Consider the following 15,017-nt stretch of genomic DNA (forward strand, 5'->3'; position numbering starts at 1 on the left):
CCGGCCGTCGACGTATGCGGTTGTTACGCGGCCTGCAGACCCTCGGCCCGGGCGAGCTCACGGAGCCGGCCCAGCGCCTGGATCTCGAGCTGGCGGATCCGCTCACGGGAGAGCGAGAACCGCGACGCCACCTCGGTCAGCGAGTGCTCGCGCCCGTCCTCGAGGCCGTACCGCGCCCGCATGATGCCGGCCGACCGGTCGTCGAGGTGGTTGAGCAGGCTCTCGATGCGCTGCCGCTCGAGCGTCGAGAGCACCACGTCTTCCGGGGACGGAGCGTCGTTGTCGGCGACCAGGTCGCCGAGGTTGGTGTCGCCGTCGTCGCCGACCGGAGTGTCCAGGGAGACCGTGTCCTGGGACCAGCGGACCAGCTCGTGCACCCGCTCGACCGGCACGCCCAGGGCGTTCGCGATCTGCTCCGGCTCCGGGTCGGAACCGAGCTCACGGGTGAGCTGGCGGGCCACGTTGCGCATGCGGTTGACGTCTTCGACCAGGTGCACCGGCAGTCGCACGGTGCGCTCCTGCTGGGCGATGGCCCGGCTGATCGCCTGCCGGATCCACCACGTCGCGTACGTGGAGAACTTGAAGCCGCGCTCGTAGTCGAACTTCTCGACGGCCCGCACCAGGCCGGTGTTGCCTTCCTGGATCAGGTCGAGCATCGGCATGCCGGACCGCACGTAGCGCCGTGCGATCGACACGACCAGCCGCAGGTTGGCGCGGATGAACAGGTCCTTGGCCCGGTCACCCTCGACCACCAGCGTCTTGAGCTCTTCGCGCTCGACTCCGGAGGGAACCTTGTCCTCGTCGAGAAGGTGTTCCGCGTAGAGGCCGGCCTCGATCGACTTGGAGAGCTCCACCTCCCGGGCCGCGTCCAGCAACGGCGTCCGGGAGATCTCGTGCAGGTAGACGCCGACCAGGTCGCGCTCTTCGGCGACCTCGTCCGTGCGCATCACGATGTTGTTCTCCACGTTGCCCACTGTCCCCTCGGTAACCCCAACGTTCTCGTGCTTCACACCGACCTGCCCCTCCCCGGTAACCCGCGAGGTGCCCCATCAGTGCTGACACCTACACAACAGTTGAGACGCTCCGGGGATTCCGTCTTGCGAGTCGAAACTGTCACGAATGCCTGAGTGGTTCCTGAGAGTGAGTGTCATATTCACTCGGCTAGCTCTCAGGGTCTGAAGATCGGGTCGCGGGCCTGCCGCCGTTGGCTCATCCGCGCGCCCTATTTATCACACCATTTCCGGCTGTTCTTCCGCAGCGACGTAGACCACTGCTCCGATGGGATCCGCATCACTGTGTAGTGAAACGCACCACAGAGCGCCACGGTTCACTGCGGAACCAACCTCAGGCAAGAAGCGAGAGTGCTTCCCGTACCTGTTGGTGTGAACGCGCGAGGGCGGCGCGGGCTTCCCCGACCGGGGCTCCTGAGACGAGAGACACCAGTGCGATCTTCAAATCGCCGTCGGCGGCGGTCAGCGCGCGCGTGCAGTCGGCTTCCGGACAACCGGTGGCCTCCATCAGGATGGAGATCATCCGGCCGCGGAGCTTCGCGTTGGTCGCCGACAGGTCGATCATGAGGTTCGAGTAGACCCGGCCGAGCCGCACCATCACGGTCGTCGAGAAGGCGTGCAGCACCAGTTTCTGGGCACTCGCGGCTTTCATCCGGGTCGAGCCGGTGACCACCTCGGGGCCGGTGTCGAGACCGATGAACAGGTCGACGTCGGCGCGGGCGGCGGCATGCGGGTCGGCCGCGACCAGCGCGGTGCGCGCACCCAGCGCACGGGCCTCGCGCAACGCACCGAGCACATAGGGCGTACGCCCGGAGGCGGCAAGCCCGATCACCAGGTCCGCCGGTCGCACGCAGGTGCGCGCTTCCCGCGTACCCGCGTCGCTGTCGTCCTCGGCGTCCTCGATCGCGCCGAACATCGCATCCTGCCCACCGGCCAGGTGCGGGCAGAACCAGTCGACCGGCGACCCGAAGGTCGGCGGGATCTCGGCGGCGTCGACCACGCCGACCCGACCCGACGTGCCGGCGCCGAAGTAGTGCACCCGGCGACCCGCCCGCAGCGCCTCGACCGCCAGGTCGACGGCGACGACGACCGCGTCGAGCACCTCGGCGACCGCGCCGGGCACGGTCCGGTCGGCGTCGTTGATCAGTCGCAGCACGTCTCGCGTCGGCAGCAGGTCGAGGTCGTACGACGCCGGGTTGCGGCGTTCGGTCGGCGCCGCGACGCGGACCACCTCGGGTCCGCTCACCCGCGCCGCCGCGTGACCCGGCGGGACCGCACCGCCTCCGCGGTGACCTCCAACGCCTTTCTGGCCTTCGCGCGGTTGCGCGCCGCGACCCCGACGAAGAGGCAGTCGACGACGGTGAGCTGGGCCAACCGGCTGGCGGTGGCGCCGGAACGGTAGGTGGTCTCGCGGGCGGCGGTGGTCAGCACGTGGTCGGCGACGTCGGCGATCGGCGACCGCGGGAAGTTGGTCAGCGCGACCGTCGTCGCACCCCGGGACCGGGCCACCTCGAGCACGTCGAGCACGTCGCCGGTGGTGCCGGTGTGCGAGATGCCGATCGCGACGTCACCGCGGCCGAGCAGCGCCGCCGAGGTCAGCGCCGAGTGCACGTCGGGCCAGTAGTACGCGGTGCGGCCGATGCGGTGCAGCTTCTGCTGGAAGTCGGACGCGACGAAGCCGCTGGCGCCGGCGCCGTAGATCTCGATCCGGCTGGCCGCGTTGAGCGCCTCGACGACCGCCTCGCAGACCTCGGGGTCGAGCTGCTGCGCGGTCTCCTCGACGGCACGCGCGTCGTTGAACGCGATCGTGGCGATGATCTGCGCGAAGTCGGCGCCGGGCGGGATGTCGCCGCCGACCACCCGGGCGTCGACCGGCTCGACGCGCCGCGCGGCTTCGGCGGCGAGCCGGATCCGCAGCTGGGGGTAGCCTTCGAGGCCGACGGACCGGCAGAACCGGATGACCGTCGCCTCCGAGGTCTCGGCCGCCGTCGCCAGGTCGGTGATGGTCCGCCGGGCCGCGTCGGCCGGATCGGCCACCACCAGCCGGGCGACCCGCTGCTCGGCCGGAGACAGCGCCGGGAGCAACCCGCTGATCTGAACGATCAGGCCCGCTTCGGGCATCGCAGAAACCTTCGCTGTCTTCGCCACGCATGAAACTTACTTTCACGCGCCGAGCGGCGTCAACTACCCACGGCGCGCGGTCAGGCCGACCGTGCGTGCCACTCCCGCAGGACGAACGCCTCGTCTTCGGCGGCCAACCCGCCAGCCTTGACGTCTTGCGGCGCGGACTCCATCCAGTGGGCGGTACGCAGGGCCGTGTCGGCAATCGGACGCGCCGGCAGACCGGCCTCCACCGAGCGGGTCACGTCCCTGGTCATGAACCCGGCGTATTCGGGCAACGGCAGCCACAGCGGCAGGGCCCGGTCGCCCGACCAGGGCCGCACGTCCTGCTCGACCAGGAACTCCTGGTCGACCCAGGTCAGTGTGGTGCCGGGCGGAGCGAGCGCGGCGCGCAGCTCGCCGAGGAACCGCGACCGTGGCATCGCCGGGCCCATCCCGTCGTACGCTCCCGCGAGCCTCGTCCGGCCGGCCAGCAGCACCCAGTCGGCGAGGTCGTCGACGTCCACGAACGACACCAGGTCGTCCGGCGAGCCCGGTGCCAGCACCTCGCCACCGCGGCGCATCCGCGCCACCCAGTAGGGGAAGCGGTCGCTGCGGTCCTCGGGCCCGACGATGAGGCCGGCCCGGAGGAGGAACACCCGGTCGGCGCCGATGCCGTCGCGGATCGCGTTCTCGCAGCTCACCTTGCACGGCCCGTACATCTCCATCTGGCCGTCCCGCGGGTTGTCGACCTCGGGCGGCGCCGGGTCGTGCAGCTTGGCGGTGTCGGCGCGCTGCCCCGGCGTGGCGTCGTCGGGGTAGACGTTGCAGGTCGACACGAACGTGTAGTGGCCGACCCGCCCGGCCAGTGCGGCCGCCGCGTGCCGGGCGTGGCTGGGCCGCAGGGTCACGTCGACCACCGCGTCGAACGTCTCACCATCCACTGCGGACAGTCCGTCGGGCCGGTCGCGGTCACCGGTGACGAACCGCACGCCATCCAGCGCGGCACCGGACTCGCCGCGGGCCAGGCAGGTCACGTCATGGCCGGCGGCGAGCGCTGTCCGGGCCACGGCCCGGCCGAGGAAGGCGGTTCCACCGAGTACGAGTAGTCGCATCGCCCGATCATCCGCACTGCGTGGCGTGCTTGCACAGGGGCTTTCACTGACAGCGGAACGGTTACGGTGAGGCCATGACAGGTCGAACCGTGCTGGTCTCCGGTGCGCACGGCGGGCTCGGCGGCGCCGTCGTCGAGGAGTTCGTCAACGCCGGCTGGCAGGTGGTCGCCCCGGTCCGCCGGCCCATGGCCACCGGCCGCCCCGAGGTGGTCGAGGTGGCGACCGACCTCACCGACCCGGCCGCCGTGTCCGCCGCGGTCGCGGCGGCGACGGCCGATCCGGACGCGCCGCTGCGCGCGGTGGTCAACCTGGTCGGCGGCTACGGCGGCGGCACGCTCGTGCACGAGACGCCCGTCGAGGAGGTCGAGCGCCTGCTGGCGGTCAACGTGCGGCCGACCTTCCTGCTCACCTCCGCCGCGCTGCCACACCTGCTCCGCGAGGGCGGCGCGGTGGTCTGCATGTCCGCCCGGGCGGCGCTCGCACCGTTCGCGACCGGCAGCGCGTACGCGTTGTCGAAGGCGGCCGTGCTCGCGTTCTCCAACGGGGTCGCCGCCGACTACCGGCAGCGGGGGGTGCGCTGCAACGCCGTGCTGCCCAGCGTCATCGACACGCCGCAGAACCGGCGCGACCAGCCCGACGCCGACTTCAGCAAATGGGTGCAGCCAGCCGAGATCGCCGGCGTGATCAAGTTCCTGGCGAGTGACGAGTCGGCGCCGACGAGCGGGGCCGCGGTTCCGGTGTACGGGCGGGCATAGGCCGCTCCAGGTCCGGCGGGAGATGCACCGGCGGCAGCCACGGGCGCAGCACGGCCAGCACCGCGCTGGTCACCTCGTCGGGCGCACCGCCCGCGTCGACGACGACGAAGCCGGGCGACTCGGGCAGTGACCGGTACGCCGCGTCGGCCGCCGCGAGGTATTCCAGGCTCTCGTGGTCGGTGCCCCGGGCCTCGATCCGCCGGTACGCGTCACGCGGGTCGATGGCCAGCAGCACGGTGACGTCCGGCGCGCGGAGCCGGCCGTAGCAGAACCGGGCCAACCGCTCGCCCCGGCCGCCGGCGTGCGCCCGGATGCTGACGTACTGGCAGACGGCATGCCGGTCCATCACCGCGATGTCCGCCCCGACCGCCGTGCGCAACTGGGTGCGGGCGATCGAGAGCCAGCGCAGCACGGACTCGACCCAGAGCATCCCGACGCGACCGACCAGGCTGGGGCCGTCGGGCCGCCCGAACCGCCGCGCGAAGTGCCCGAACCAGGCCCGGCCGCCGGCGTTCTGCCGGTAGACCGCCGGCACACCGGCGTCGGCGAGCACGACGGCCACCCGGTTGGCCTGGGTGGTCTTGCCGGACCCGTCGATGCCCACCAGCGCGACCGTGCGCAGCCGCCTGTCTCCCGCCATGCCGGACAACGGTAGCGGTCGCGGGCCCACCGGGCGTATTAACGGGATGAACTGGGCGGAATCACCCTCGTTAAAGGTGTGAGGCCCCGGACCCACGGGTACGGGGATGTTTCCTGACACGACGGGAGAGCCGATATGGCATCGAACGGGGACGCTTCGCTGCTGCTGACCCTCAAGCGGGTCGCCGCCGTCCTCAAGCAGTCGGAGATACCGTTCGCGCTGGCCGGGAGCTTCGCCGTGTACGCGCACGGCGGCCACTCCAGCGACCACGACGTCGACTTCCTGATCAAGGAGGAGGACGCCGAGCGGGCACTCGCCGCGCTGGTGGAGGCCGGCTTCAACGCGGAGCGGCCGCCGGAGGACTGGCTGGTCAAGGTCTACGACGAGGACGGCCACCTGGTCGACCTGATCCACCGGCCGATCGAGAGCCCGGTGACCGACGAGACGTTCGGCGACACGGTGACCCGCACCGTCGACGCCATCCAGATGCCGGTGCTCTCGGCGACCGGGCTGATGGTGCACAAGCTGCTCAGCTTCTCCCAGCACTACTGCGACTTCGCCCGCGGCCTGCCGCTGGCCCGGTCCCTGCGCGAGCAGATCGACTGGGACCGCGTACGCAAGGAGACCGCACAGTCCCCCTACGCGGAGGCGTTCCTGGTGCTGCTCGACCGGCTCGACGTCGTCCCCTACCCCGGTTACCGGAGGGACTCATGAACGACTACACGGAGGCCGAGGTGCAGCGCGCGCTGGCCGAGGACCTCGGGATCGCCGAACAGGGCATCTCCGTCGTCCGCGCCGGCGCCGGTTTGGTGCTGTGCGGCGAGGTGGAGAGCCCCCACCGCCGCGACGAGATCGTGCGCCTCGTGCACGAACGGTTCCCGGGCATCGAGATCACGGCCGACATCGGGGTGACCCGGGCGGCCGCGCCGACCGAGGCGGAGGAGCTCGCGTGATCAGGATCGCTGCCGTCGGAGACGTGCACATCGACCGCGACGTGCTGGGCCGGTTCCGGCCGGCGCTGGAGGAACTGCCGGACCGGGCCGACGTGCTGCTGCTCGCCGGCGACCTGACCCGGCACGGCACCGAGGCGGAGGCCAAGTGCGTGGCCACCGAGTTCGGCGGGTTGGGCGTACCCGTGATCGCCGTGCTCGGCAACCACGACCACCACTGCGACGAGGTGCCGGGCGTGCTCGCCGCGCTGACCGACGCCGGCATCACCGTGCTCGAAGGCGACAGCATCGTGGTCGACGTCGACGGGACGCGGCTGGGCGTGGCCGGGGTCAAGGGCTTCGGCGGCGGCTTCGCCGGCCGGTGCGCGAGCGAGTTCGGCGAGCCCGAGATGAAGGCCTTCGTGCGCACCACGGGTACGGTCGCCGAGCGGCTCGGCGCCGCGCTGCGCGACCTGGACTGTGACGTGCGGGTGGCCCTGACGCACTACGCGCCCGTGCCCGACACGCTGGCCGGCGAGCCGCTGGAGATCTACCCGTTCCTCGGGTCGTACCTGCTCGGTCAGGCGATCGACTCGGCGCCGACCGACCTCGCGGTGCACGGCCACGCGCACCACGGCAGCGAGCGCGGCCGCACGCCCGGCGGAGTCCGGGTGCGCAACGTGGCCCACCCCGTCATCAAACAGGCGTACAGCGTGTTCAACCTCGCGCGCGAACACGTTTCCCCGTCAGCGGCGTCGGGTATTTGATCTGCATGGACACACTCCTTTGGATCCTCGCAGTGATCCTCGTCGTCGCCGGCATCTTCGCGCTGTTCCGGCGGCAGCTCCTGTGGGGCATCGTGCTGATCATCGTCGGCCTGCTGGTCGGCCCTGGCGGCGTCAGCATCTTCAGTTGACGCCGGACCAACCCGGCCGGTGAACGCCGGCCGACCCACCCCCATCCCTTCGACCCGCCCGGGGTCGTCAGCGCGGTCCACCCACCGGTGGGCCGAGCTGGCGACCCCGGTCGCGTTCGGCTGTTCCGGCAGGTGTTCGGCGCCGCGTGATTAGCCGGACACTCTGTGCGTTAGTTTTCGGTGGGCCCGTGCGGGGATTGCCGGGTGGCCGAGATTCATCACTTCGCACATGGCGCGTTCAACCCGGTGGCGGCTTACCTGCTGTCCTTCATTGGCTGCCTGCTCGGGCTGGTCTGCACCGCGCGGGCACGGGCGACCCGCCAGCGGGCCCGCCGCACGCGCTGGCTCGTGCTCGCCTCGATCGCGATCGGGGGCGCCGGCATCTGGCTGATGCATTTCATGGCGATGCTCGGGTTCGCCGTGCCCGCCAGTCCCCTGCGTCTCGATCCCTATCTCACCCTGTCCAGCCTCGTGCTGGCGGTCGTCACCGTCGGCGGCGGGCTGTTCATCGTCGGCTTCGGCCGGCGCCGGGCCCTGCGGGTGATCGGCGGCGGCGTGCTGACCGGCCTGGGCGTGGTCGGCATGCACTACACGGGCATGCTGGCCGTGCGGGTCTACGGCGACATCAGCTACAACCCGCGGATCGTCCTCGCCTCCGTCGGCGTCGCCGTGGTCGCCGCCACCGTCGCGCTCTGGTTCACCGTCACGGTGGGCAGTTGGAGCCGGATCGCCATCGCCTCCGGGGTGATGGCGGTGGCGGTGTGCGGCATGCACTACACCGGCATGGCCGCCATCCAGGTCCGCCTGCACGAGTCGGGCATTCATCACGTACAGGGCGTCAGTCCCATGGAACTGCTCGTGCCCATCGTCCTGATCACCTCCGCCGCCCTGATCGGCATGGCCTTCAGCGGGCTCAAGGCGATGACCGAGGAGGAGTTCGAGGCGCCCCCGCCGAGCGCCGGCGGCCGCCACGGCGAGACGCCGTTCACCGTCGCGTTGCGTCCCGGCAGTGAGACCTTCTAGACCCTTCTATTGACCGCACGGCCAAATGCCCGCCTGGAGCGTTTCCAGGCGGGCATGCCGTATTTGTCAGGGTCACAACGGTGCATTTCTTTCTGTAAGTTTCTCGATTGTTACAGCGTCGTGCCTTCCTCTGTCTGGACGGACCTCCGTGCAAGCGCTTGCATGTGTGCACGCCCACATTCGACACCGGCAACCGGGCAGCCCGCCCGGGATTCGTCGGCAAGGAAGGAGGACGGCATGGCGGTCTCCACCAGACCTCGCCAGGCCCTCGTGCTCGCCACCACCCTGGCGCTGGCCCTCAGCGCCGCCGCGTGCAGCGGCGACAGCGGTGACGGCGACAGCGGCAGCACCTCGGCAGAGTGCGCTGCCTTCGACGCATACACCGGCAATGACGGCACGACCGTTTCGATTTACTCGTCCATCCGTGACGCCGAGGCCGACCTCCTCGAGGAGTCCTGGAGCCAGTTCGAGGACTGCACCGGCATCACCATCAAATATGAGGGCAGCGGCGAGTTCGAGGCGCAGCTGCCGGTGAAGGTCGACGGCGGCAACGCCCCCGACATCGCCTTCGTCCCGCAGCCGGGCCTGCTCAAGCGCTTCGCCGACGCCGGCAAGCTCAAGGAGGCCTCCGCCGAGACCAAGACGATGGCCGAAGCCAACTACCCCAAGGAGTGGCTGGACTACGCGACCGTCGGCGGCAAGTTCTACGGCGCGCCGTTCGGCTCCAACGTGAAGTCCTTCGTCTGGTACTCGCCGAAGCTCTTCGCCGAGAAGGGCTGGAAGGTCCCCACCACGTGGGACGAGATGATGGCGCTGAGCGACACCATCGCGGGCGCGGGCATCAAGCCCTGGTGCGCGGGCATCGAGTCCGGTGACGCCACCGGTTGGCCGGCCACCGACTGGATCGAGGACGTGATGCTCCGCGACGCGGGCGCCGACGTCTACGACCAGTGGGTCGAGCACACCATCCCGTTCAACGACCCCAAGGTCGCCTCGGCGGTCGACCGGGTCGGCAAGATCCTGAAGGACCCGAAGTACGTCAACGGCGGGTTCGGCGACGTCAAGAGCATCACCTCGACGTCGTTCCAGGAGGCGGGTACGCCGATCCTCGACAACAAGTGCGCGATGTACCGGATGGCGTCGTTCTACGCCAACCAGTGGCCTGAGGGCACCAAGGTCGGCGAAGACGGCGACACGTTCGCCTTCTACCTGCCCGCGGTCGACCCGGCCAAGGGCAAGCCGGTCCTCGGCGGTGGCGAGTTCACCGTCGCGTTCGCAGACCGTCCCGAGGTCCAGAAGGTGCAGACCTACCTGGCTTCCGGCGAGGCCGCCAACACCCGCGCCAAGCTCGGCAACTGGGTGTCGGCGAACAACAAGCTGGACATCGCCAACGTCGAGAACCCGATCGACAAGCTCGCCGTGGAGATCCTCCAGGACAAGAGCGCCGTCTTCCGGTTCGACGGTTCCGACCTGATGCCCGCCGCCGTCGGCGCCGGGACGTTCTGGAAGGGCATGGTCGACTGGATCAACGGCAAGAGCACCACCGAGGTGCTCAACCAGATCGAGGGCTCCTGGCCCAAGTAGTCCCCTGACGGTGGCCGGCCCGCAAGGGCCGGCCACCGCTTCGGTTCACCCCCCGTTTGTACCAAGCTCACATCCCTGGAGGGCGGATGGAGTTCGAAGACTTCGCGCCGAAGCTGTCGATGTTGTTGTACGGCGTGATCGCGTTTGTGGTGATCATCGGCGGACTGCTCCTGCTGCTCGACGTCGTGCCCAACTACTTCGCCCGGCGCCGGGAGGCGGCCCTCGTCGCCGCCTCGGTCAGCACCACCGACGGGCCCGCGCCCCCGCCGAGTCGGCGCCTGCGCAAGCCCGGCGAGGGCCTGCTCGGCCTCGCGTTCCTGATCCCCGCCCTCCTGCTGCTGCTCATCGGCCTGGTCGTCCCGGCGATCCGCACGATCATCCTGTCGCTGTCCAACGGCGACAGCACCGAGTTCGTGGGGCTGCGCAACTACGGCTGGATCTTCCAGGAGAACGACATCATCCGGGTGCTGACCAACACCCTCGGCTGGGTCGTCCTGGTGCCGCTGCTGGCGACCGGCGTCGGCCTGCTGTACGCGGTGATGGTCGACCGCGCCAGGTTCGAGGCGGTCGCCAAGTCGCTGATCTTCCTGCCGATGGCGATCTCGTTCGTCGGCGCCGGCATCATCTGGAAGTTCGTCTACGCCTACCGCGGCGACGGCGACCAGATCGGCCTGCTCAACTGGCTCTGGACCACCCTCGGCGGCGAGCCGCAGCAGTTCCTGAACAACGCGCCGTGGAACACCTTCCTGCTGATCGTCGTGATGGTCTGGATCCAGGCCGGCTTCGCGATGGTCATCCTGTCGGCGGCCATCAAGGCGATCCCGTCCGACATCGTCGAAGCCGCCCGCCTCGACGGGGTCACGCCGTGGCAGATGTTCTGGCGCGTCACGCTGCCGAGCATCCGGCCCTCGCTGATCGTCGTGGTCGTCACCATCACGATCGCGACGCTCAAGGTCTTCGACATCGTCCGGACGATGACCAACGGCAACTTCGACACCAACGTCGTCGCGCTCGAGATGTACAACCAGGCGTTCCGCTACCAGGAGAACGGCCAGGGCTCCGCGCTCGCCGTCTTCCTGTTCATCCTGGTCATCCCGATCGTCATCTTCCAGATCCGCAACCTGCGCCGCCAGCGGGAGGTTTAGGAATGACCACCACGACTCCCGTGCTCGCCGGCGAGGCCACGGCCGAGCAGCCCCCGCGCACCGCGGCCGGGCGGGTGCGCAAGCGCCTCAACAGCCGCACCGCCACGACCGTGTCGATCGTCATCGCGCTGCTGTGGACCGTGCCGACGTTCGGGCTGCTGCTCTCGTCGTTCCGGCCGGAAGACGAGATCAAGACGACCGGCTGGTGGACCTTCTTCACCAACCCGCAGCTCACGTTCGAGAACTACAACGAGGTCCTGTTCGGACGGTCGTCGTCGTCCGGGCAGCTGGCGCAATACTTCGTCAACTCGATCGTGATCACGATCCCCTCGGTGCTGTTCCCGATCGCGCTCGCCTCGCTGGCCGCGTACGCGCTGTCCTGGATCAAGTTCCGCGGTCGGGACTGGGTCTACATCGGCATCTTCGCGCTGCAGATCGTGCCGTTGCAGATGGCGCTGGTGCCGCTGCTCAGCTTCTTCTCGCGCGGCGTCTCGCTGGGCGGCGTCACCCTGATGCCGGCCTGGGACCTGGCCGACGAGCAGAAGTTCATCCAGGTCTGGTTCGCGCACACCTGCTTCGCGCTGCCGTTCGCGATCTTCCTGCTGCACAACTTCGTCTCGCAGCTGCCCAACGAGCTGATGGAGGCGGCCCGGGTCGACGGCGCGGGGCACTCGAAGATCTTCCGGAGCATCGTGCTGCCGCTGATCACGCCGGCGCTCGCGTCGCTGGCGATCTTCCAGTTCCTCTGGGTCTGGAACGACCTGCTGGTCGCGCTCATCTTCGCCGGCGGCACGCGAGATACGGCGCCACTGACGGTGCGGCTGGCCGAGCTCGCCGGCACCCGCGGCAGCGAATGGCAACGGTTGACGTCCGGCGCTTTCGTGTCGATCGTCGTACCGCTGATCGTCTTCCTGTCCCTGCAGCGCTACTTCGTCCGGGGTCTGTTGACCGGCAGCGTCAAGGGCTGATCCTTGCCGCGGCCGTCCTTCGACCCGCGAGGTGACGGACCATGACGAGGATCGACGACGTGGCCCGGCTGGCGGGCGTCTCCACCGCCACCGTGTCCCGGGCACTGCGCGGCCTACCCACGGTCTCGCAGACGACCCGGGAGCGGGTGCTGGAGGCGGCCGCCCAGCTCGGCTACATCGCCTCGCCGAGCGCCTCCCGGCTGGCCGGCGGCAAGACCCGGGCGGTCGCCGTGGTCGTGCCCCGGATCACGCCGTGGTTCTTCAGCACCGTCGTCGAGGCCGCCGAGGAACGGCTGCACCGGGCCGGCTACGACCTGTTGCTGTTCAACCTCGGCGGCAGCGAGCACGCCCGGCAGCGGCTGCTCTACACCAGCACGCTGCACAAGCGGGTCGACGCGCTGATGCTGGTGGCGACGCCGCTGGCCGGGCCCGACTTCGCCGCGGTGATCGGGCTCGCCCTGCCCGGGGTCACGGTCAGCGCCGGCACACCCGTGCCGGGCTGGCCGAGCGTGCGGATCGACGACGTGCGGACGGCCCAGGCGGCGACCGACTACCTGCTCTCGCTCGGCCACCGGCGGATCGCGCACATCTCCGGTGACCCGTCCGACGAGCTGGCCATCTCGACCCACCTGGACCGCCGGCAGGGCTACCAGCAGCGGCTGTTGGCGCACGGCGTCGAGCCGGACCCGGCGCTCGACATCGAGGCCACCTTCACCATCGCCGGTGGCACCCGGGCGACGACCGAGCTGCTGCGGCGCGGTGAGCCACCGACGGCGATCTTCGCCGCGTCCGACGAGATGGCGATGGGTGCGATCGTGGCCTTGCGCTCCGCGGGCCTGCGGGTACCGGAGGACGTCTCGGTGATCGGGGTCGACGACCACGACGTCTCGGGTGTGGTCGGGCTCACCACCGTCGCCCAGCCGGCCGCCGACCAGGGCCGGATCGCGGCGGAAACCCTGCTCGGCCCGCTGCGCGGCAACGTCAACGGCTATGGTGACCGCTCCGTGGTGCTGCCGACGAAGCTGGTCGTCCGCGACTCGACCGCGCCGCCCCGGGCACACTAGATATTCGTTACGAGTCCCTTGGAGCACCCCGTGAAGTGGTGGCGCGACGCCGTCATCTACCAGGTCTACCCCCGGTCGTTCGCCGACTCGGACGGAGACGGCATCGGCGACCTGCCGGGCGTCGTCAGCCGCCTCGACCACCTGGCCGAGCTCGGCGTCGACGCGGTCTGGCTGTCGCCGTTCTACCCGTCGCCGCAGGCGGACGCGGGCTACGACGTGGCGGACTACCGCGACGTCGACCCGATCTTCGGCCGGCTCGCCGACGCCGACAAGCTGATCGCCGAGGCGCACGCCCGCCGGCTGCGGGTGATCGTCGACCTGGTGCCCAACCACACCTCGTCCCGGCACCCGTGGTTCGCCGCGGCCCTGGCGGCAGCGCCGGGCAGCCGGGAGCGGGACCGCTACATCTTCCGCGACGGGCGCGGCGACGGCTCGGAGCCGCCGAACAGCTGGCAGAGCGTGTTCGGCGGCGGGGCGTGGACGCGGGTCGCCGACGGCCAGTGGTACCTGCACCTGTTCGACACCGCGCAGCCGGACCTCAACTGGGACAACCCGGAGGTCCGCGCCGAGTTCGAGGACATCCTGCGGTTCTGGCTCGACCGGGGCGTCGACGGGTTCCGGGTCGACGTGGCGCACGGCCTGGTGAAGCAGGCCGACCTGGCCGACTGGCACCTGCCGATCTTCCCGCTGACCGGCCCGGGCGTCGAGGGCGCGCCGCGTCCGCCGATGTGGGACCAGGACGGCGTACACGAGATCTACCGCCGCTGGCGGAAGATCCTCGACAGCTACGAGGGCGACCGGATCCTGGTCGCCGAGGCGTGGGTGCAGCCGGCCGAGCGGCTGGCGGCCTACGTGCGGCCCGACGAGATGCACCAGGCGTTCAACTTCGAATACCTGGAAGCGTCGTGGACGGCGGCGGACCAGCGGTCGGTGATCTCGCGGTCGCTGGCGGCGGGCGAGCAGGTCGACGCACCCACCACGTGGGTGCTGTCGAACCACGACGTGGTGCGGCACGCCTCCCGCCTGGCCCTGCCGGTGGGCGCGCCCCGCCCGAACGGCATCGCCGCCGGCGACCCCCAGCCCGACGCGGCCCTGGGCCTGCGCCGGGCCCGGGCGGCCACCCTGCTGATGCTGGCGCTGCCGGGCTCGGCGTACGTCTACCAGGGCGAGGAGCTCGGCCTGCCCGAGCACACCACGCTGCCGGGCGAGGCCCGCCAGGACCCGACGTGGTTCCGCACGGGCGGCGAGCAGGTCGGCCGGGACGGCTGCCGGGTGCCGATCCCGTGGGAGGCGGACGCACCGTCGTACGGCTTCGGCCCGTCGGACAAGAGCTGGCTCCCCCAGCCGCCGGCCTTCGGTGAGCTGGCGTTGGACCGGCAGCGTGGGGTGCCGGGCTCCACCTACTCGCTCTATGTGGCCGCCCTCGGGTTGCGCCGCGAACGCCACCTCGGCCAGGGCACGCTGTCCTGGGTGCCGGGTCCGGCGGACGTGGTCGCCTTCCAGAACGGCGACCTCCTGGTCCTGACCAACTTCGGCCCGAACCCGGCCGAGCTCCCGGCCGGCGCCGAGGTCCTACTGGCCAGCGAACCGGTCGCGGGCCGCGAGGTCCCGACAGACGTCACGGTCTGGGCCCGCCTCCCCTGACCTCCGCGACGGACGCGCACCCGACCCGTCAAGATCGGGTGCGCGTCCAGGTGATCTTTGCCGGGGTGAGCGCTACCCGCCGCGGACCTGGCAGCGGAGCGAAGCGGAGCGGTGTCTGGCGGGA

16 protein-coding genes are annotated in these 15,017 nt (G+C 70.5%); 11 read left to right on the forward strand and 5 right to left on the reverse strand.

What is annotated here, in order from left to right:
* Positions 1–23 precede the first annotated feature (23 nt).
* From CHC05_RS34815 to CHC05_RS34830, 4 genes are all read right to left on the reverse strand, one after another.
* The gene (locus CHC05_RS34815; protein ID WP_425426892.1) at positions 24–947 is read right to left on the reverse strand and encodes a sigma-70 family RNA polymerase sigma factor; all 924 of its coding nucleotides are present in this window, start codon (positions 945–947) and stop codon (positions 24–26) included.
* A 397-nt stretch (positions 948–1,344) separates the two neighbouring features.
* A complete protein-coding gene (locus tag CHC05_RS34820) occupies positions 1,345–2,256 on the reverse strand; it encodes an N-acetylmuramic acid 6-phosphate etherase (RefSeq protein ID WP_089254884.1) in 912 nt (303 codons plus the stop codon).
* A complete protein-coding gene (locus CHC05_RS34825) occupies positions 2,253–3,131 on the reverse strand; it encodes a MurR/RpiR family transcriptional regulator (RefSeq protein ID WP_425426890.1) in 879 nt (292 codons plus the stop codon). The genes CHC05_RS34820 and CHC05_RS34825 overlap by 4 nt, the downstream gene beginning before the upstream one ends.
* Positions 3,132–3,211: 80 nt before the next feature.
* Positions 3,212–4,225 (reverse strand): NAD-dependent epimerase/dehydratase family protein, encoded by a 1,014-nt coding sequence (locus tag CHC05_RS34830; protein ID WP_089254886.1) that lies wholly within the window; start codon positions 4,223–4,225, stop codon positions 3,212–3,214.
* 74 nt (positions 4,226–4,299) lie between these two features.
* On the opposite strand from CHC05_RS34830, the gene CHC05_RS34835 reads away from it, so the two are divergent.
* Positions 4,300–4,980, forward strand: coding sequence for an SDR family NAD(P)-dependent oxidoreductase (locus CHC05_RS34835; protein ID WP_089254887.1), 681 nt, complete (start codon positions 4,300–4,302; stop codon positions 4,978–4,980).
* Here the strand turns inward: CHC05_RS34835 and CHC05_RS34840 are convergent.
* Positions 4,910–5,620, reverse strand: coding sequence for a dTMP kinase (locus tag CHC05_RS34840; RefSeq protein WP_089254888.1), 711 nt, complete (start codon positions 5,618–5,620; stop codon positions 4,910–4,912). The genes CHC05_RS34835 and CHC05_RS34840 overlap by 71 nt on opposite strands.
* Positions 5,621–5,755: 135 nt before the next feature.
* Between CHC05_RS34840 and CHC05_RS34845 the strand changes: the two genes are divergently transcribed.
* From CHC05_RS34845 to CHC05_RS34885, 10 genes are all read left to right on the forward strand, one after another.
* Positions 5,756–6,334: a nucleotidyltransferase family protein gene (locus CHC05_RS34845; protein ID WP_089254889.1), complete on the forward strand. Its 579-nt coding sequence runs from the start codon at positions 5,756–5,758 to the stop codon at positions 6,332–6,334.
* Entirely contained in the window at positions 6,331–6,573 is a 243-nt protein-coding gene (locus CHC05_RS34850) for a hypothetical protein (RefSeq protein ID WP_089254890.1), read from the forward strand. The genes CHC05_RS34845 and CHC05_RS34850 overlap by 4 nt, the downstream gene beginning before the upstream one ends.
* Positions 6,570–7,316, forward strand: a complete 747-nt coding sequence (locus CHC05_RS34855; protein ID WP_089254891.1) for a metallophosphoesterase family protein — start codon at positions 6,570–6,572, stop codon at positions 7,314–7,316. The genes CHC05_RS34850 and CHC05_RS34855 overlap by 4 nt, the downstream gene beginning before the upstream one ends.
* A 5-nt stretch (positions 7,317–7,321) precedes the next feature.
* Positions 7,322–7,465 (forward strand): GPGG-motif small membrane protein, encoded by a 144-nt coding sequence (locus tag CHC05_RS41845; protein ID WP_179266503.1) that lies wholly within the window; start codon positions 7,322–7,324, stop codon positions 7,463–7,465.
* Positions 7,466–7,669: 204 nt separating this feature from the next.
* Positions 7,670–8,488 (forward strand): MHYT domain-containing protein, encoded by an 819-nt coding sequence (locus CHC05_RS34860; RefSeq protein WP_089254892.1) that lies wholly within the window; start codon positions 7,670–7,672, stop codon positions 8,486–8,488.
* 237 nt (positions 8,489–8,725) lie between these two features.
* Positions 8,726–10,072, forward strand: a complete 1,347-nt coding sequence (locus tag CHC05_RS34865) for an ABC transporter substrate-binding protein (protein WP_089254893.1) — start codon at positions 8,726–8,728, stop codon at positions 10,070–10,072.
* A gap of 86 nt (positions 10,073–10,158) precedes the next feature.
* Complete coding sequence (locus tag CHC05_RS34870) at positions 10,159–11,217, forward strand: carbohydrate ABC transporter permease (protein WP_089254894.1); 1,059 nt, start codon at positions 10,159–10,161, stop codon at positions 11,215–11,217.
* A 2-nt stretch (positions 11,218–11,219) separates the two neighbouring features.
* On the forward strand, positions 11,220–12,185 hold the full coding sequence (locus CHC05_RS34875; RefSeq protein ID WP_089254895.1) for a carbohydrate ABC transporter permease: 966 nt from the start codon (positions 11,220–11,222) through the stop codon (positions 12,183–12,185).
* Positions 12,186–12,226: 41 nt separating this feature from the next.
* Entirely contained in the window at positions 12,227–13,249 is a 1,023-nt protein-coding gene (locus tag CHC05_RS34880) for a LacI family DNA-binding transcriptional regulator (RefSeq protein WP_089254896.1), read from the forward strand.
* Positions 13,250–13,279: 30 nt separating this feature from the next.
* A complete protein-coding gene (locus CHC05_RS34885; protein WP_245871372.1) occupies positions 13,280–14,893 on the forward strand; it encodes a glycoside hydrolase family 13 protein in 1,614 nt (537 codons plus the stop codon).
* The last annotated feature ends 124 nt before the right edge of the window (positions 14,894–15,017 follow it).

The organism is Asanoa hainanensis, from assembly GCF_900188485.1.
GTDB classification, from domain to species: Bacteria; Actinomycetota; Actinomycetes; order Mycobacteriales; family Micromonosporaceae; genus Asanoa; species Asanoa hainanensis.